The sequence below is a fragment of the Stenotrophomonas sp. 107298_Sma genome (assembly GCF_056480345.1).
The window spans coordinates 3,177,749-3,194,383 of record NZ_CM151094.1 but is presented as its reverse complement, the minus strand read 5'-3'; the positions used below and the strand labels follow the sequence as shown (position 1 = coordinate 3,194,383).

The 16,635-nt window shown below is 66.3% G+C and carries 15 protein-coding genes; 11 read left to right on the top strand and 4 right to left on the bottom strand.

What is annotated here, in order from left to right:
• Positions 1 to 30: 30 nt before the first annotated feature.
• Positions 31 to 1,407: a cysteine--tRNA ligase gene (gene cysS, locus ACZK2G_RS15025; RefSeq protein WP_478473740.1), complete on the bottom strand. Its 1,377-nt coding sequence runs from the start codon at positions 1,405 to 1,407 to the stop codon at positions 31 to 33.
• Between the two features lie 188 nt (positions 1,408 to 1,595).
• Here cysS and ACZK2G_RS15020 point away from each other — a divergent pair, with 188 nt between their 5' ends.
• The 11 genes from ACZK2G_RS15020 (at position 1,596) to ACZK2G_RS14970 (ending at position 12,944) form a co-directional block, all read left to right on the top strand.
• On the top strand, positions 1,596 to 2,165 hold the full coding sequence (locus ACZK2G_RS15020) for a glycine zipper 2TM domain-containing protein (protein WP_046986152.1): 570 nt from the start codon (positions 1,596 to 1,598) through the stop codon (positions 2,163 to 2,165).
• Positions 2,166 to 2,484: 319 nt separating this feature from the next.
• On the top strand, positions 2,485 to 3,495 hold the full coding sequence (locus tag ACZK2G_RS15015) for an N-acetylornithine carbamoyltransferase (RefSeq protein WP_005410369.1): 1,011 nt from the start codon (positions 2,485 to 2,487) through the stop codon (positions 3,493 to 3,495).
• A 67-nt stretch (positions 3,496 to 3,562) separates the two neighbouring features.
• Positions 3,563 to 4,756 carry an argininosuccinate synthase gene (locus ACZK2G_RS15010; RefSeq protein WP_478473739.1) on the top strand — a complete coding sequence of 398 codons (1,194 nt, stop codon included), beginning with the start codon at positions 3,563 to 3,565 and terminating at the stop codon, positions 4,754 to 4,756.
• 125 nt (positions 4,757 to 4,881) lie between these two features.
• Complete coding sequence (locus tag ACZK2G_RS15005; RefSeq protein WP_046986150.1) at positions 4,882 to 5,970, top strand: acetylornithine deacetylase; 1,089 nt, start codon at positions 4,882 to 4,884, stop codon at positions 5,968 to 5,970.
• A gap of 75 nt (positions 5,971 to 6,045) precedes the next feature.
• Positions 6,046 to 7,374 (top strand): acetylglutamate kinase, encoded by a 1,329-nt coding sequence (locus ACZK2G_RS15000; protein WP_046986149.1) that lies wholly within the window; start codon positions 6,046 to 6,048, stop codon positions 7,372 to 7,374.
• Between the two features lie 5 nt (positions 7,375 to 7,379).
• Positions 7,380 to 7,979 (top strand): GNAT family N-acetyltransferase, encoded by a 600-nt coding sequence (locus ACZK2G_RS14995; protein ID WP_046986148.1) that lies wholly within the window; start codon positions 7,380 to 7,382, stop codon positions 7,977 to 7,979.
• Positions 7,976 to 8,929, top strand: a complete 954-nt coding sequence (gene argC, locus ACZK2G_RS14990; RefSeq protein WP_046986147.1) for an N-acetyl-gamma-glutamyl-phosphate reductase — start codon at positions 7,976 to 7,978, stop codon at positions 8,927 to 8,929. The genes ACZK2G_RS14995 and argC overlap by 4 nt, the downstream gene beginning before the upstream one ends.
• 20 nt (positions 8,930 to 8,949) lie before the next feature.
• Positions 8,950 to 10,245, top strand: coding sequence for an argininosuccinate lyase (gene argH, locus ACZK2G_RS14985; RefSeq protein ID WP_337302636.1), 1,296 nt, complete (start codon positions 8,950 to 8,952; stop codon positions 10,243 to 10,245).
• Positions 10,245 to 10,508, top strand: coding sequence for a YciI family protein (locus ACZK2G_RS14980; protein ID WP_478473737.1), 264 nt, complete (start codon positions 10,245 to 10,247; stop codon positions 10,506 to 10,508). Before argH ends, ACZK2G_RS14980 begins: the two co-directional genes overlap by 1 nt.
• Before the next feature lie 10 nt (positions 10,509 to 10,518).
• On the top strand, positions 10,519 to 11,676 hold the full coding sequence (gene proB, locus ACZK2G_RS14975) for a glutamate 5-kinase (RefSeq protein WP_478473736.1): 1,158 nt from the start codon (positions 10,519 to 10,521) through the stop codon (positions 11,674 to 11,676).
• Positions 11,673 to 12,944: a glutamate-5-semialdehyde dehydrogenase gene (locus tag ACZK2G_RS14970; protein WP_046986143.1), complete on the top strand. Its 1,272-nt coding sequence runs from the start codon at positions 11,673 to 11,675 to the stop codon at positions 12,942 to 12,944. The genes proB and ACZK2G_RS14970 overlap by 4 nt, the downstream gene beginning before the upstream one ends.
• Positions 12,945 to 13,023: 79 nt before the next feature.
• Here the strand turns inward: ACZK2G_RS14970 and pgaD are convergent, their stop codons facing one another.
• From pgaD to pgaB, 3 genes are read right to left on the bottom strand one after another with little or no spacing between them, the layout of a single operon-like run.
• On the bottom strand, positions 13,024 to 13,494 hold the full coding sequence (pgaD, locus tag ACZK2G_RS14965) for a poly-beta-1,6-N-acetyl-D-glucosamine biosynthesis protein PgaD (protein ID WP_046986142.1): 471 nt from the start codon (positions 13,492 to 13,494) through the stop codon (positions 13,024 to 13,026).
• Entirely contained in the window at positions 13,491 to 14,741 is a 1,251-nt protein-coding gene (pgaC, locus tag ACZK2G_RS14960) for a poly-beta-1,6-N-acetyl-D-glucosamine synthase (RefSeq protein ID WP_202909479.1), read from the bottom strand. Before pgaC ends, pgaD begins: the two co-directional genes overlap by 4 nt.
• 7 nt (positions 14,742 to 14,748) lie before the next feature.
• The gene (gene pgaB, locus ACZK2G_RS14955) at positions 14,749 to 16,635 is read right to left on the bottom strand and encodes a poly-beta-1,6-N-acetyl-D-glucosamine N-deacetylase PgaB (protein WP_478473734.1); all 1,887 of its coding nucleotides are present in this window, start codon (positions 16,633 to 16,635) and stop codon (positions 14,749 to 14,751) included.

Genomic DNA, 16,635 nt, shown 5'->3' with positions numbered 1-16,635 from the left:
GCCGGCGCACCGGCCACGGGGCAGGGCAGGTCAGCCGCGCTTGCGCGACCAGCGCACGCCCTGCGGGGTGTCTTCCAGCACGATGCCTTCGGTGGCCAGCTGGTCGCGGATGGCATCGGAACGGGCGAAGTCGCGCGCCTGCTTGGCGGCGGCGCGCGCGTCGATCAGGCCCTGGATGCGGGCGTCGTCGCCATCATCGCCGGCGGCGGTGCCGAACCACTGCGCCGGGTCGGCCTGCAGCAGGCCCAGCGCCAGGCCGGCGCCGAGCAGTTCGCCCTTCAGGCGCGCTTGCTCGGCAGGGTCAGTTGCGCGACGCGCGTCGGCAGCGATGCGGGCCACTTCGGCCAGCGCCTGCGGGGTGTTCAGATCGTCGTCCAGCGTGGCCTCGATCGAGGCCGGGATCAGCGTGGTCGCCTCGATCAAGGCCAGCTCGCGCAGGGTGCCATACAGGCGGTCCAGGGTGCGCACCGACTGCTCGATCAGCGCGTCGGACCAGTCCAGCGGCTGCCGGTAATGGGCCGACAGCAGCGCCAGGCGCAGCGCTTCCGGCGGGTGCTGGCGTACCAGGTCATGCACGCGCTCGATGTTGCCCAGCGACTTGCTCATCTTGGCGCCGCCGAAGTTGAGCATGCCGTTGTGCAGCCAGAAGCGGGCGAAGATCCTGCCTCCGTGCGCGCATTCGCTCTGCGCCAGTTCGTTCTCGTGGTGCGGGAACTGCAGGTCGACGCCACCGGCATGGATGTCGATGGTCTCGCCCAGATGAGCGGCGGCCATTGCCGAGCATTCGATGTGCCAGCCCGGACGGCCACGGCCCCACGGCGATTCCCAGCCGGGCAGGTCGTCGCTGGACGGCTTCCACAGCACGAAATCACCCGGGTCGCGCTTGTACGGGGCAACATCGACGCGGGCACCGGCCAGCATTTCCTCCGGATCGCGGCGCGAGAGCTTGCCATAGCCCTCGAAGCTGCTGACCGCGAACAGCACGTGGCCCTCGGCCGGGTAAGCGTGGCCGCTGGCGATCAGCTGCCCGATCATGGTGATGATCTGCGGGATGTGCGCGGTCACTTCCGGCTCGATGTCCGGCGGTGCCACGCCCAGCGCGGCCATGTCTTCACGGTAGGCGGCGGCGAAACGGTCGGTGATGGTGCTGATCGGCACCCCCTGTTCGCGCGCGGCGTTGTTGATCTTGTCGTCCACGTCGGTGATGTTGCGCGCGTAGCGCAGGCCGCCGAAGCGCCGCCGCAGCAGGTCGGCCAATACCCCGAACACCACCGGGCCACGGGCGTTGCCGATGTGCACGTAGTTGTAGACCGTCGGGCCGCACACATACAGGGTCGGACAGGCCGGGTCGAGCGGGGTGAACGGTTCGAGCTGGCGAGTCAGGTTGTTGTGCAGGCGCAGGGTCATGGGGCTGTGTCTGGGGGACAAGCCTGTGATTTTAGAACGTGTCGGGGCGCTTTGGGGCGACGCGCTGCCACCGGTGGACCTGAAGCCCACCCATGGTGGGGTGGGCAGGAGCGGCGCGGACGGGTAATGTTCAGCCCCTTGCGGTCACCACTGCCTACACTATTGCCGTGTCCCTGCACTCCTCGCCAATGAAAACCACCGCGTTGCTGACCCTGGCCTGCCTGTCGGCGCTGCCTGCCGTGGTCCTGGCCCAGGAGGCCGAGCCCCGCAACCGGGTGGTGATCGTAGAGAACGTGAAGTTCGACTACGCCCAGGTACTGAACGTCGAGCCGGTATTCCAGACCCTGCGCGCGACCCGCACCGAGGAGCATTGCGAGCCGATCTCGACCCGCACCCTGGCCCCGGTCAACGTCACCGGTGAGGAGCCGGTCGAGGACAAGGGCCGGATCAGCCGCTTCTGGGACTCGGTGCGCTCGATGTTCAAGCGCAGCGATGAAGAGGGGGCCGAGGAGACCGCCGCCGAGACGCCCGCGCCGGCCCCGGCGCCGGCCAACAACGGGCCGATGCTGACCCGTGACTGCCGCATCGTGCCGGTCGGGCGTGAATTCCGCCGGCCGATCGCCTATGACGTGGACTACGTCTACAAGGGCACCAAGTACCGCTCGCGGCTGCCGGAAGACCCCGGCAACCGGCTCAAGGTCCGGGTCTCGATCACCCCATGGGTCGGTCCCGAACAGAACACTGCCAGCAATCCCTGATTCCGCGACCCACGCCCCTTGCGCCGGTCCCGGCCGCATGCAAAGATGCCCGGCCATGAAGCTCACCGACTTCCAGCACGACAGCAGCGCAGCCCGACAGGCGTCGGGCATGACCTCGCGTGCGCGTCGACCGGAACCCCACATCCTCGCTGGGTAACCGGAGCTTTTTGCTGTTCGTCCGAAAAAAACCCAGCCCACCGGCTGGGTTTTTTCGTTTCCGCGTCATGAAAGCTGCAACTGCAACCTTTTCGTACCACCTTTGGTTCCTGGTTTCCCTTCCACCGCGTCGACCTTCGGCGCCGCCACGCAAGGAAAGATGATGTCCCCCAAGCACTTCCTGAACACCCAGGACTGGAGCCGCAGCGATCTCGACGCGCTGCTGACCCAGGCCGCGCTGTTCAAGCGCAACAAGCTCGGCGACCAGCTCAAGGGCAAGTCGATCGCGCTGGTGTTCTTCAACCCGTCCATGCGCACCCGCACCAGCTTCGAACTGGGCGCGTTCCAGCTCGGCGCCCACGCCGTGGTGCTGCAGCCGGGCAAGGATGCGTGGCCGATCGAGTTCAACCTCGGCACGGTGATGGACGGTGATACCGAAGAGCACATCGCCGAAGTGGCCAAGGTGCTGGGCCGTTACTGCGACATCATCGCCGTGCGTGCGTTCCCCAAGTTCATCGACTGGGCCTACGACCGCCAGGACATCGTCCTCAACAGCTTCGCAAAGTATTCGCCGGTGCCGGTCATCAACATGGAGACCATCACCCACCCGTGCCAGGAACTGGCCCACGTGATGGCGCTGCAGGAGCACTTCGGCACCCAGGACCTGCGCGGCAAGAAGTACGTGCTGACCTGGACCTACCACCCCAAGCCGCTGAACACCGCGGTGGCGAACTCGGCGCTGACCATCGCCACCCGCATGGGCATGGACGTGACCCTGCTGTGCCCGACCGCCGACTACATCCTCGACGACCGCTACATGGGCTGGGCCGAGCAGAACGTGGCCGAGAGCGGCGGTTCTCTGAAGATCAGCCATGACATCGACAGCGCCTACGCCGGTGCCGACGTGGTCTACGCCAAGAGCTGGGGCGCGCTGCCGTTCTTCGGCAACTGGGAACCGGAAAAGCCGATCCGCGACCAGTTCAAGCACTTCATCGTGGACGAGCGGAAGATGGCGCTGACCAACAACGGTGTGTTCAGCCACTGCCTGCCGTTGCGCCGCAACGTCAAGGCCACCGATGCGGTGATGGATTCGCCGCAGTGCATCGCCATCAACGAAGCCGAGAACCGACTGCACGTGCAGAAGGCGATCATGGCGGCCGTTGCCGGGCGCTGATTCCCAAGCATTGAAACAATCCGCCGGGCATGGCCCGGCGCTACCCACCTGATTGGACATTACCCCCATGAGCAACAAAGACGTCGTTCTCGCCTTCTCCGGCGGCCTGGATACCAGCTTCTGCGTGCCGTATCTGCAGGAGCGCGGCTACAACGTGCACACCGTGTTCGCCGATACCGGCGGCGTGGATGATGAAGAGCGCGATTTCATCGAGAAGCGCGCCGCCGAGCTGGGCGTGGCCAGTCACCAGACCGTCAACGGTGGCCCGGCCATCTGGGAAGGCTTCGTCAAGCCGTTCGTGTGGGCCGGCGAAGGCTATCAGGGCCAGTACCCGCTGCTGGTCTCGGACCGTTACCTGATCGTCGATGCAGCGCTGAAGCGTGCGGCCGAACTGGGCACCAACATCATCGCCCACGGCTGCACCGGCATGGGCAACGACCAGGTCCGCTTCGACCTGGCCGTGAAGGCGCTGGGCGATTACCAGATCATCGCGCCGATCCGCGAGATCCAGAAGGAACACACCCATACCCGCGCCTACGAGCAGAAGTACCTGGAAGAGCGCGGCTTCGGCGTGCGCGCCAAGCAGCAGGCCTACACCATCAACGAGAACCTGCTGGGCCTGACCATGTCCGGCGGCGAGATCGACCGTTGGGAAGCCCCGGGCGAGGGTGCGCGTGGCTGGTGCGCACCGCGCAGCGAGTGGCCGGAACAGGCGTTGACCGTGACCCTGAAGTTCGTCGAGGGCGAAGCCGTCGAACTGAACGGCAAGGCGCTGGCGGGTGACCAGATCCTGGCCCAGCTCAACAAGCTGTTCGCCCCGTACGGCGTTGGCCGTGGCGTGTACACCGGCGACACCGTGATCGGCCTGAAGGGCCGCATCGTGTTCGAGGCACCAGGCCTGGTCTCGCTGCTGGCCGCACACCGCGCGCTGGAAGATGCGGTGCTGACCAAGCAGCAGAACCGCTTCAAGCCGGACGTGGCGCGCAAATGGGTGGAGCTGGTGTACGAAGGCTTCTACCACGACCCGCTGAAGACCGACATCGAAGCCTTCCTGAAGTCCTCGCAGGCCAAGGTCAACGGCGAAGTGGTGCTGGAAACCCGTGGTGGCCGCGTCGATGCGGTAGCGGTGAAGTCGCCGCACCTGCTCAACACCAAGGGCGCCACCTATGCGCAGTCGGCCGACTGGGGCGTGGAGGAAGCCGAAGGTTTCATCAAGCTGTTCGGCATGAGCTCGACGCTATACGCGCAAGTCAATCGCTGAGCGATTGAATTGCGCGCGCGTCTCCCGCGCATTCCACCTAATCCCCGCGCCGTTGGCGCGCCCCCTTGAGCATCAAGGGGGCTCTCCTCCAGCCGGTACACGTTGTACTGAAGGATCTTTGATTCATGCTTGAACAGACGATCTCGCATCTGCAGGCCCTGGTGTCCTTCGACACCCGCAACCCGCCGCGTGCGATCACCACCGGTGGCATCTTCGATTACCTGCGTGCGAACCTGCCCGGGTTCAACGTCGAGGTGATCGACCATGGCGCCGGTGCGGTCAGCCTGTATGCGGTGCGCGGTACGCCGAAGTACCTGTTCAACGTGCACCTGGATACCGTGCCGGACTCGCCGCACTGGAGTGCCGACCCGCACGTGATGCGCCGCCTGGACGACCGCGTGGTCGGCCTCGGCGTGTGTGACATCAAGGGCGCCGCCGCTGCACTGGTGGCCGCGGCCAATGCCAGCGACGGAGACGCTGCATTCCTGTTCTCCAGCGACGAGGAAGCCAACGATCCGCGCTGCATCGCCGCGTTTCTGGCCCGTGGCATTCCGTATGAAGCAGTGCTGGTGGCCGAGCCGACCATGAGCGAAGCCGTACTGGCGCACCGGGGCATCAGCTCGGTGCTGATGCAGTTCGCCGGTCGCGCCGGGCATGCCTCGGGCAAGCAGGATGCGGCCGCCAGCGCACTGCATCAGGCCATGCGCTGGGGCAACCGTGCGCTGGACCATGTGGAATCGCTGGCCTCGGCGCGCTTCGGCGGCCTCACCGGCCTGCGTTTCAACATCGGCCGCGTAGAGGGCGGGATCAAGGCCAACATGATTGCCCCGGCCGCTGAAGTGCGGTTCGGCTTCCGCCCGCTGCCGTCGATGGACATTGATGGCCTGCTGGCGACCTTTGCCGGTTTCGCCGAACCGGAAGCGGCACTGTTCACCGAAACCTTCCGTGGTCCCAGCCTGCCGGCCGGTGACATCGCCGAAGCCGAGAACCGCCGCCTGTTGGCGCGCGACGTGGCCGACGCACTGGAGCTGCCGATCGGCAACGCGGTGGACTTCTGGACCGAAGCCTCGCTGTTCTCGGCCGGTGGCTACACCACGCTGGTGTTCGGCCCGGGTGACATCGCCCAGGCCCATACCGCCGATGAGTTCGTAACGCTGGACCAGCTGCAGCGCTACACCGACGCCGTGCACCGCATCATTGCTGCCGGCGCCTGATCGACCCCACAACGCCGCCGTGCTCCGGCACGGTGGAACTGCAACGCGGCGACCGCCGCCTGTGACGAAACCGAAATGTCTCCTGCCCTCCAGCCCCACCGCCAGACCCGCCAGACCATCGTGCGCCTGCTTTCCAGCATGGCCAGCGCGAAGGAGATCAGCCAGTACCTCAAGCGCTTCTCGCAGCTGGATGCCAAGCGCTTCGCCGTGGTCAAGGTCGGCGGTGCCGTCCTGCGCGACGACCTTGACGCGCTGACCTCGTCGCTGTCGTTCCTGCAGGAAGTCGGCCTGACCCCGATCGTGCTGCACGGCGCCGGCCCGCAGCTGGATGCCGAGCTGTCCGCAGCCGGCATTGAGAAACAGACCGTCAACGGACTGCGCGTGACCTCGCCGGAAGCGCTGGCGATCGTGCGCCGGGTGTTCCAGCAGTCCAACCTGCGTCTGGTCGAAGCACTGCAGCAGAACGGTGCGCGTGCGACCTCGATCACCGGTGGCGTGTTCGAAGCCGAGTATCTGGACGTGGACACCTACGGCCTGGTCGGCGAGGTGAAGAAGGTCAACCTGGCGCCGATCGAGGCCAGCCTGCGCGCTGGCTCGATTCCGGTCATCACCAGCCTGGGTGAGACCGCCGGCGGGCAGATCCTCAACGTCAACGCCGATTTCGCTGCCAACGAGCTGGTGCAGGAGCTGCAGCCGTACAAGATCATCTTCCTGACCGGCACCGGCGGCCTGCTGGACGAGCAGGGCAGCGTGATCGATTCGATCAACCTGTCCACCGAGTACGACCATCTGATCGCGCAGCCGTGGATCCACGGTGGCATGAAGGTGAAGATCGAACAGATCAAGGATCTGCTCGACCGCCTGCCGCTGGAATCGTCGGTGTCGATCACCCGCCCGGCCGACCTGGCCAAGGAGCTGTTCACTCACAAGGGCTCGGGCACGCTGGTGCGCAAGGGTGAGAAGGTGCTGCGCGCCACCGCGTGGGAGCAGCTGGACCTGCCGCGCCTGAAGCAGCTGATCGAATCGAGCTTCGGCCGTACCCTTGTGCCGGACTACTTCCAGAAGACCACGCTGCTGCGCGCCTACGTCAGCGAGAACTACCGCACGGCGGTGATCCTTACTGACGAGGCCGAGGGCGTGTACCTGGACAAGTTCGCGGTGCTTGATGATGCACAGGGTGAAGGCCTGGGTCGCGCGGTCTGGAACGTGATGCGCGAGGAGACGCCGCAGCTGTTCTGGCGTTCGCGCAACGGCAACCCGATCAACCATTTCTACTACGCCGAATCCGATGGCTGCTACAAGCAGGGCCATTGGAAGGTGTTCTGGTACGGTGCTGATGGCATCGACCGTATCAGGACCTATGTCGACCATTGCGGCGTTCGTGCACCGAGCCTGGAGGGCTGAGCACGATGAACCATGCTGATTGGACCAAGGTCCCTAGCCTGGCGGGCACCCATGCGCGGCTGGAGCCGCTGCAGATGGGGCATATCGATGGCCTGCGCGGCGCGCTCGGCGATGGGGCGCTGTCCAGGCTCTGGTACACCCAGGTGCCCGATGCGAAGACCATGACCGGCTATGTGCAGGCCGCGCTGCAGGCGCAGGCCGAAGGCAAGGTGCTGCCGTTCGTGGTGTTCGATGCCAACGACCAGATTGTCGGCACCACCCGCTACTACGATCTGCAAGCGGACGTGCCGCGCCTGAGCATCGGTTACACCTGGTATGGCGAGTCTGCGCAGCGCACCGGGGTCAATACCGAGACCAAGCTGATGCTGCTGAGCCATGCGTTCGAGCGGCTGGAATGCCTGAGCGTGGTATTCGAGACCAGCTGGTTCAACTTTGCCTCGCGTACCGCGATCGCGCGCCTGGGTGCCAAGCAGGATGGCGTGCTGCGCAACCACAAGCGGCATGCCGATGGTACGCCGCGCGACACCGTCATCTTCTCCATCATCGATGCGGAATGGCAGGGCGTGAAACGCCATCTGCAGTACCGCCTGGACAGCCACGCATGAACGATTCGACTTTCACCCTGGGCATTGTCGGTGCCCGTGGCCATACCGGCGCCGAGCTGATCAAGCTGGTGGCTGCGCACCCGCAGCTGCAGCTGGCGTTCGTGTCCTCGCGCGAACGCGCGGGCCAGCGCCTGGCTGACCATCATCCCGAGTTCCGGGGCGAACTGCAGTACGAGAACCTGGATGCCGACGCGGTGGCCGCCAAGGGGGTGGACGCGGTGATCCTGGCCCTGCCCAACGGCCTGGCCGCACCGTTCGTGGCCGCGCTGGACGCGGCGAAGCCGGACACCGTCATCGTCGATCTGTCGGCCGACTACCGCTTCGACAATGCGTGGTACTACGGCCTCCCGGAGCTGACCCGCGGTCGCTACAACGGCCAGAAGCACATCAGCAATCCGGGCTGCTATGCCACCGCGATGCAGCTGGCTATCCACCCGCTGCTGGACCTGCTGGCCGGCCCGCCGCAGTGTTTCGGTGTGTCCGGTTACTCCGGTGCCGGCACCACGCCGTCGGACAAGAACAATGTCGAGCTGCTGGCCGACAACCTGATGCCATATGCACTGACCAACCATGTGCATGAGCGCGAGGTGTCGGTGCAGATGGGCGTGGCGGTCGAGTTCATGCCGCACGTGGCCCCGCATTTCCGTGGCATCACCCTGACTGCCAACCTGTGGCTGAACCGCGTGCAGACCCGCGATCAGATCGTCGAGCGCTTCCAGCAGGCCTATGCTGGCGAACCGCTGATCGAGGTCGTGGATGAGGCGCCGTGGGTCAGCCGCATCGCTGGTCGCCACGGTGCCCAGGTCGGTGGCTTCACCCTGGCCCCGGGCGGCAAGCGGGTGGTGGTGGTGGCGACCCTGGACAACCTGCTCAAGGGTGCGGCCAGCCAGGCCATGCAGAACCTCAATCTCGCGCTGGGCATCGACGAACTGACGTCGATCCCGCACTGAACACGCCTTCCGGAGCCCCCATGGCAGACCTTCTTTGGCAGAAGCCCGGCGTCGCCGTCGACGCCCAGATCCAGACCTTCCTCGCCGGTGACGACGTCATCCTCGACCGCGAGTTCTTCCTGCACGACATCGCGGCCAGCGCCGCGCACGCACAGGGCCTGCAGCACATCGGCATCCTCAGCGCCGATGAGCTGGCTGGCCTGCTGCGCGAGCTCGACGTGCTGGCGCAGGACTTCCGCGAAGGCCGTTTCGTGCTGGATACGCAGTATGAAGATGGCCATTCGGCGATCGAGGCACGGTTGACCGAGCGCCTTGGCGATGCTGGCCGCAAGATCCACACCGGACGCAGCCGCAACGACCAGATCCTGGTCGCCACCCGCCTGTGGCTGAAGGAGAAGCTGCAGCGCGTCGCTCAGCTCAGTGCCGAGGTGGCCAAAGTCGCGCTGGATCGTGCACACGCGGAAAAGGACCTGCCGATTCCCGGTTACACCCACATCCAGCGCGCCGTGGTGTCCTCGGCCGGCATGTGGTGGGGCGGTTGGGCCGAGGCCTTCATCGACAACGCCGTGCGTGCCCGCGATACCCATGCACTGGTCGATGCCAATCCGCTTGGCACCGCCGCCGGTTACGGCGTGAACCTGCCGCTGGATCGCGAGCACACCACCGCCGCGCTCGGCTTTGCGCGCATGCAGATTTCGCCGATCTACGCGCAGCTGTCGCGTGGAAAGTTCGAACTGGCTGCACTGGAAGCGCTGGGCGGTGCCACCCTGGACCTGCGCCGCATTGCCTGGGACCTGTCGCTGTTCACCAGCGCCGAATTCGGTTTCGTCGCGTTGCCGGCGCAGTACACCACCGGCAGTTCGATCATGCCCAACAAGCGCAATCCGGACGTGATCGAGCTGATGCGGGCGACCCATGCCAGCGTCGCCGCTGCCCGTACCGAAATCGAGCAGCTGCTGTCGCTGCCGTCGGGCTACCACCGCGACCTGCAGTCGTCCAAGGGCGCCATCTTCCACGGCTTCGGGCGCGGCCTCGCCGCGCTGGAACTGCTGCCGGCGCTGCTGGCCAACCTGGAGTGGCGCGATGACAGGCTGCGCGCGGCGATCGATTCGGGCATGTATGCCACCGACGTTGCGGTGGAAGCCGCGGTGGCGGGCGTGCCGTTCCGCGAGGCCTACAAGGCTGCTGCGGCCGGTGCGGACAGTGCAGGGCAGGGACGTACCCCGGAAGGCAGCCTGGCCGCGCGCGTATCGCCGGGTTCGGCAGCCGACCTGCGCCTGGACGAACTGCGTGCGCGCTGGCAGGCGCTGTCCTGATGGCCGCTACCGTGTACCTGGTGCTGGCCATGCGCCGGCCCGGCTTCAACGCCGCAGCGGTGCAGCCGCATCTGGACTTCCTCGACGCGTTGCGTGCGCAGGGCAGGCTGCAGCTGACCGGCGGTTTCGCCGACGGCAGCGGCGGCGCCTATGTGCTGTGCAACGTGGAGAACCTGGCGCAGGCGCAGGCCATCGTCGCCACCGACCCGCTGGTGACGATGCAGGCCTCCGACCTGACCGTGCACGAATGGAATACCCGCTGAGGCGCACCTGATGACCCTGCACGCCACCCACGTCGCCTCGCCGTTCCCGGAACAGGTGCTGCCACCGTGGCGGCGCGCGGTGCTGAAGGTTGGCAGCAGCCTGCTGGCCGCCGATGGCGGTGGCCTGTCGCCACGCCACGCGCTGGGCCTGGCCCAGTTCGTCTCCGCCAACGTACTGGCCGGACGCGAGGTGGTGATCGTGTCCTCGGGCGCGGTTGCCGCTGGCCGCGCGATTCTTCCCCGGGCCGACGAGCCCGGTGCGGCGATGGCGGCGCGTCAGGCGCTGGCCGCGCTCGGACAGGCCCAGCTGATCGGGCTCTGGCAGCGCTTCTTCGAACGCCCGGTGGCGCAGGTGTTGCTGACCCACGACGACCTGCGCAACCGTCGTCGCTACCTCAATGCGCGCGCCACGCTCACCGAGCTGCTGCGGCTGGGCGCGTTGCCGGTGGTCAACGAGAACGACACGGTATCGGTGGATGAACTCAAGCTCGGCGACAACGACAACCTGGCCGCAACGGTGGCGGCGCTGGTGAATGCCGATGCGCTGTTCATCGCCACCGACATCGATGGTCTGTACAGCGCCGACCCGCGCACCGTGGCCGACGCACGACCGATGCATGACGTGCTCGAGCTGGACGATGCCGTGCTGGCGATGGCCGGCGGCGCCGGTTCGCGCGCCGGCACTGGTGGAATGCGCACCAAGCTGGAAGCGGCGGCCAAGGCCGGCCGCCTCGGCATCGAGACCTATCTGTTCAATGGCCGCAGCAGTGAGGTGGTACGCGCACTGGCGCAGGACCGCCTGTTCGGCACTCGCATCCACGCCGCGCGCAGCCGTGAGGCCGCACGCAAGCACTGGCTGCGGCATGCGCCGCTGGCCGAGGGCGCGATCATCGTCGATGCGGGCGCGGCCCAGGCCATGCGTGAGAAAGGCGCTTCGCTGCTGCCCGGTGGCATCACCGGTGCAGAAGGCAGCTTCCGCCGTGGCGACATGGTGCAGGTGTGCTGGACCTCGTCGCAGGGCCGTGTCTGCATCGCCCGCGGTGTCAGCCAGTACGCCGCCGATGATGTGCGCCGGATCGCCGGTCGCCATTCGCGCGACATCGAGGCCGTGCTGGGCTACAACTACGGTGGCAGTGTCGTCCATCGCGATGATCTGGTGCTGCCATGACCGGTTTGAAGGACACTCCGATGAGCGAAATCGAAGCGCAGGCGCGTGCCTGCCGTGACGCTGCCCAGATCGTTGCCGGCCTCGACAGTGCGGCCCGCCGCACGCTGCTGCTGGCGATGGCACAGGCGCTGGAAGTGAATGCCGGGCTGATCCTGGCCGGTAATGCACGTGACCTCGCCGCCGCGCGCGACAAGGGCGTTGGCAGTGCCATGCTCGACCGCCTGGCGCTGGACCCGGCACGCCTGTTCGCGATGGCCGAAGCCGTGCGTGAGGTCGCTGCGCTTCCCGATCCGGTCGGCCAGGTCACCCGCGACGACGTGCGCCCGAACGGCATCCGTGTGCAGAAGGTGCGCGTGCCGCTGGGCGTGATCGCGATGATCTACGAAGCACGTCCGAACGTGACCGCCGAAGCCGCGGCGCTGTGCCTGAAGGCCGGCAACGGCGTGGTCCTGCGTGGCGGCTCCGAAGCGATCCATTCCAACACCGCCATCGCCCAGGCACTGGCTGGTGCATTGACCGCCAATGGCGTGCCTCCGGCGGCGGTGACCGTGCTGACCGACCTGCGTCGCGAAGCGATGCTGGAACTGCTGCAGCTGCATGAGCTGATCGACCTGGCCATTCCGCGCGGCGGTGAAGGCCTGATCCGCTTCGTTGCCGAGCATGCGCGGGTGCCGGTGATCAAGCATTACAAGGGCGTGTGCCATCTGTTCGTGGATGCCAGCGCCGATCTGGGCAAAGCCATCGACCTGCTGGTGGACGGCAAGTGCAGCCGTCCGGCAGCCTGCAACTCGCTGGAGACCCTGCTGGTGCATCGTGTCGTGGCCGATACCTTCCTGCCGCGCGTGGCACAAGCGCTTGGCGAGCGAGGCGTGCAGCTGCGCGCCGATGCGCTGGCGCAGCCGCTGCTGCCGGGCAGCACGTTGGCCACCGAAGACGACTACGCCGCCGAGTTCCTTGACCTGGTGCTGGCGGTACGCGTGGTCGACGACCTCGATGCGGCCATCGCGCACATCCGTGCTTATAGTTCCGACCATACCGAAGTAATCGCCACCGAGGACGCGGGCAACGCCGAGCGTTTCGTCAACGCGTTGCGCTCTGCGGTGGTGATGGTCAATGCCTCTTCGCGCTTCTCCGATGGCGGCCAGCTCGGCCTCGGCAGCGAGATCGGCATCTCCACCACGCGCCTGCATGCCTACGGCCCGATGGGCCTGGAAGCGCTCACCGTCGAGCGTTTCGTGGTGCGTGGCGAAGGGCAGACCCGCACCTGAGCGCAACGGACGCCGGGCATGGCCCGGCGCTACCGCCGCACATCGGGTAGCGCCGGGCCATGCCCGGCGAAGCGCAGGTTCACACCACTTCCCGGCGGATGCCGATCGGCCGCGCGTGATCGTCCATGTGCAGCGTGGCGGCCTTGCAGCCCAGCAGGCGTTCGGCCAGGCCGGTGCTGGCACCCAGGTCAGCGGCGACCTCGTTGAGACTGGCCGGTGGCCGCGGCAGGCGCCGCTCGTGGCCACGGAAGCGCGCGCGGTTGTACTCGGCCCAGCCAATCAGCAGCACGCTGGCGCACAGCAGCATCAGCGGCAGCGCCACCAGCACATACGGATCGAACTGGTTCTGTCGCTCGTACAGCTGCCGCCAAGCCAGCCGGCCGCCGGCCAGCCACGACACCAGAGTGACCAGAGGAGCCCACAGGTAGAAGTAGAAGCCCCAGAACGCCAGGGTGACGAACCCCCAGGCAGTGCGCTGGAACCGCGGCTGGCGGTGCGGCTTGCGGATCATCCGTGAATCGAAGCGGTTGGAAGAGTGGTGTGTGTTCATCGGATACCCCGGTCAGGACTGGTCCAGGTGGCACGCTTGCTGCGACGGCGCAGCAGGGTCTTCGGAAGCGCCACCAGGGTGGTGGAAAGGCTGATCAGCCAGTACGCCATCGGGTACCAGATGACCCAGAAGTAGTTGCGTCCTATCTGTGTTTCGTATCGACGGTCGATGATCAGGCTGCTGGCGAACTGCAGCAGGCAGACCAACGCCAGGATCACGCCATGCCACTGGGGCAGCAGGCTGGCGATATACAGCTGGTGGGGCAGTTCGATGAACTTGCCCAACGCCCACAACACCACGATGAACAGCATGGTGTAGGCCCAGATCACGCTCAGCACGTATTCCAGCAGTACGCCCCACATGCGCCGTTCCTTCCAGTGCAGCAGCGAGCGTGCGTGGCGCAGCATCACTTCCACGCCGCCCTGAGCCCAGCGCAGGCGCTGCCGCCACAGCCCCTTCAGCGTTTCCGGCATCAGGATGAAGCACAGCGCGTTGGGCTCGTAGCGGATGTCCCAGTGCGCGCGCTGCAGCCGCCAGCTGATGTCGATGTCTTCGGTGACCATGTCATCCGACCACCACCCGACCTGGTGCAGGGCAGTGCGGCGGAAGCCGGCGATCACTCCCGAGATGGTGAAGATGCGTCCGTACACGCGCTGCGCGCGCTTGATCATGCCGATGATCGAGGAAAACTCAGCCACCTGCAGCCGGCCCAGCAGGGTGGAGCGGTTGCGGATGCGCGGGTTGCCGGTGACCGCGCCGACCCGGTTGCCGCTGACCAGGTGCCAGATCATCCAGTGCAGCGCGTGCTCCTCCAGCATCGCATCGCCGTCAATGCACACCAGATACTCCGAACGTGCCGCCAACGCGCCCATGCGCAGCGCGTTGGCCTTGCCCAGATTGCGGTCCAGGTGCAGCACGCGCAGCCGCGGGTGCTTCGCGGCCAGCGCGTCCAGGCGGGCACCGGTGTCGTCGCTGCTGCCATCGTCGATGGCGATCACCTCGTAGTCGGCCGGATAGCGCTGTGCCAGTGCCGCTCCGAGCGTGTCGTCCAGGTTCTCCGATTCGTTGTGGCAGGGAATCAGCAGGCTGGCGAACGGTGGATCAACCATCAACGGTGGATCATTACGCGGCGGCGAATGCCGTTCGCGCCGGAAGTAGTAGTAAAGCCCACCGGACATCCAGAAGAACGCCATCACCATCGGATAGTAGAAGGCGAACTGGAACAGGATCTGCAACAACGGATGCATGTCCACGTCACTTCTCCGGATACGGGAAGTTGCCGGCGGACATAGCCGCACGGGCATCGTGGGTGGAGGGCTGGCCAGCGATGAAATCATCGGGGTACCAGGCAAAGTGGTGCACGCCCTGTGCCTGCAGCTGGCGGATCTGCGCGCGCAGGCGATCAGCTGGAATCGGCTGGACGCTACGCCAGTCAACGGTCTGCAGTTCGAACAACGTGTGCTGCAGCTGCGGGTCATGCCTGCGCACCTCGGCCAGCAGCTGGTCCAGCCATCGCTCCGGGTGCTTGCTGCCCTCCATCCACGGCATCGCCATCAGTGCAGTCTGGTCGTAGGCCTTGTTGAACAGGTCAAGGCGCTGGGCGAACCAGGCCTCACTCTGCGGGCGCAGCACCGGCTCGGCGTACAGGTTGCGCACCGTTGCGAGCTTCGGCCGCCAGCGCTGTGCGCGGTCGCGCAGGGCGAGAGTGAAGTCGATCAATGCCTGTGTACGCCCGCTGCCATCGTGGCCTGCAGCCAGTGTGGGCAGCTCGGTATCCCGCAGGTAGCCATCGTCATGGAACAGCAACCCTTCGAAATAGGAATTGACCGCCAGATCCTCGTAGATATCCAGCATGATCTGGCGTGCTTTGGGGTTGGTGAAGTCCAACCGGTACATGCCATCGGCATCTCCACTGCGGATCGCCAGTGCCTGTCGCTGCGCCGGATCCGGCAGTTCGAAACCGAGCACCGGCAACCAGGCGTACACCTTCACTCCAGCACGCGACTTCAGCTGCCACGCGACCCTGCTGAACAGGTCAGCGCGCATCGGCATGTGGCGGTTGGGGAAGTACACGGCATCGGCGGTGTTGTTGCCATCAGGGTCGGCAAAGGCCTGCAAGTAGACGTGGGTCGGCGCGATCCGCTTGACCCGCTCGATCAGTGCATCCAGGTTGCGCGCCTGCTGGGCAGGGTCACGGTCATAGACGGCATCCAGGTCGATCTGCAGGGCGCGGACGCCATCGAGTGCCACGTCGCGGCGCAGTTCGTAGGCCAGTCCCTCCACGGTCGGGTTGTCGCTGACCAGGAAGCGCGCCAACCCGTGCAGGTCACTGGCCACTGGCGTGCTGCGGCCTTCCAGATCGAACGAGACCGGCATTCCCAGCTGCTCGGCGATATCGTTGCTCAGCTGGTTGTACGCGGCGTAAGGCCAGACGATGGCGCGCGGGCGGACCCCCAGATGCTGCTCTATGCGCTGTGCGCTGCGGCTGAGGTCGGCACGCAGGCGCTGTTCGTACTGTGCTTCGCTCTCGTAGCTGTGGGTCGCGGGCGTATAGACACGGGTGACCACCGCTGGCGTGGAGTTGCCCTGAGGGTTGGCGATCACGCCATGGTGCAGGTCGTCGGTATGGCTGGCCACTTCGATCAGGCCGCTGTCGTGCATCTGCTTCAGCTGTGCCCAGGTGATGAAGTCCTCGCGACCGAACGGGCGGTAGCCGTAGTCGATGGTACGACCCGGCGCCATGTCCACGTAGTCGGTGATCACCGCCACCAGCGCCGGATAGCGATAGGCCTGCAGCAGCGGGAAGGCCTTGTCGTAGACACTGCGCAGGCCGTCATCGAAGGTCAGCAGCACCGGCTTCGGTGGCAGTGTCGCGCGTCCCTGCGAGGCGTCGATCACCTGCGACAACGACACCGGGTGGTAGCCATGCGCACCCAGCCAGTCCAGGTGGGCAGCGAAGTTCTGCGTGCTTACCGCGTAGGTATCTGCGTCGCCCTTGGCCGCGACCTGGTCGCGGATATCGTGATAGCTGAGGATCAGCAGGCCGTTGTCGGCCGCGTCGAGATGCACGGCCTGCTGCGCAGGGGCCGGTGTCGCGGCGGCCAGCAGCAGGAGCACGATCAGTCGCAGGATGTGGGTCAT

What these genes read in the sequence shown, in the direction of transcription:
- cysS (WP_478473740.1), bottom strand. Translation starts at nt 1,407, where the DNA reads ATGACCCTGCGCCTGCACAACAACCTGACTCGCCAGCTCGAACCGTTC.
- ACZK2G_RS15020 (WP_046986152.1), top strand. Translation starts at nt 1,596, where the DNA reads ATGAAAACCACCGCGTTGCTGACCCTGGCCTGCCTGTCGGCGCTGCCT.
- ACZK2G_RS15015 (WP_005410369.1), top strand. Translation starts at nt 2,485, where the DNA reads ATGTCCCCCAAGCACTTCCTGAACACCCAGGACTGGAGCCGCAGCGAT.
- ACZK2G_RS15010 (WP_478473739.1), top strand. Translation starts at nt 3,563, where the DNA reads ATGAGCAACAAAGACGTCGTTCTCGCCTTCTCCGGCGGCCTGGATACC.
- ACZK2G_RS15005 (WP_046986150.1), top strand. Translation starts at nt 4,882, where the DNA reads ATGCTTGAACAGACGATCTCGCATCTGCAGGCCCTGGTGTCCTTCGAC.
- ACZK2G_RS15000 (WP_046986149.1), top strand. Translation starts at nt 6,046, where the DNA reads ATGTCTCCTGCCCTCCAGCCCCACCGCCAGACCCGCCAGACCATCGTG.
- ACZK2G_RS14995 (WP_046986148.1), top strand. Translation starts at nt 7,380, where the DNA reads ATGAACCATGCTGATTGGACCAAGGTCCCTAGCCTGGCGGGCACCCAT.
- argC (WP_046986147.1), top strand. Translation starts at nt 7,976, where the DNA reads ATGAACGATTCGACTTTCACCCTGGGCATTGTCGGTGCCCGTGGCCAT.
- argH (WP_337302636.1), top strand. Translation starts at nt 8,950, where the DNA reads ATGGCAGACCTTCTTTGGCAGAAGCCCGGCGTCGCCGTCGACGCCCAG.
- ACZK2G_RS14980 (WP_478473737.1), top strand. Translation starts at nt 10,245, where the DNA reads ATGGCCGCTACCGTGTACCTGGTGCTGGCCATGCGCCGGCCCGGCTTC.
- proB (WP_478473736.1), top strand. Translation starts at nt 10,519, where the DNA reads ATGACCCTGCACGCCACCCACGTCGCCTCGCCGTTCCCGGAACAGGTG.
- ACZK2G_RS14970 (WP_046986143.1), top strand. Translation starts at nt 11,673, where the DNA reads ATGACCGGTTTGAAGGACACTCCGATGAGCGAAATCGAAGCGCAGGCG.
- pgaD (WP_046986142.1), bottom strand. Translation starts at nt 13,494, where the DNA reads ATGAACACACACCACTCTTCCAACCGCTTCGATTCACGGATGATCCGC.
- pgaC (WP_202909479.1), bottom strand. Translation starts at nt 14,741, where the DNA reads ATGCATCCGTTGTTGCAGATCCTGTTCCAGTTCGCCTTCTACTATCCG.
- pgaB (WP_478473734.1), bottom strand. Translation starts at nt 16,635, where the DNA reads ATGACCCACATCCTGCGACTGATCGTGCTCCTGCTGCTGGCCGCCGCG.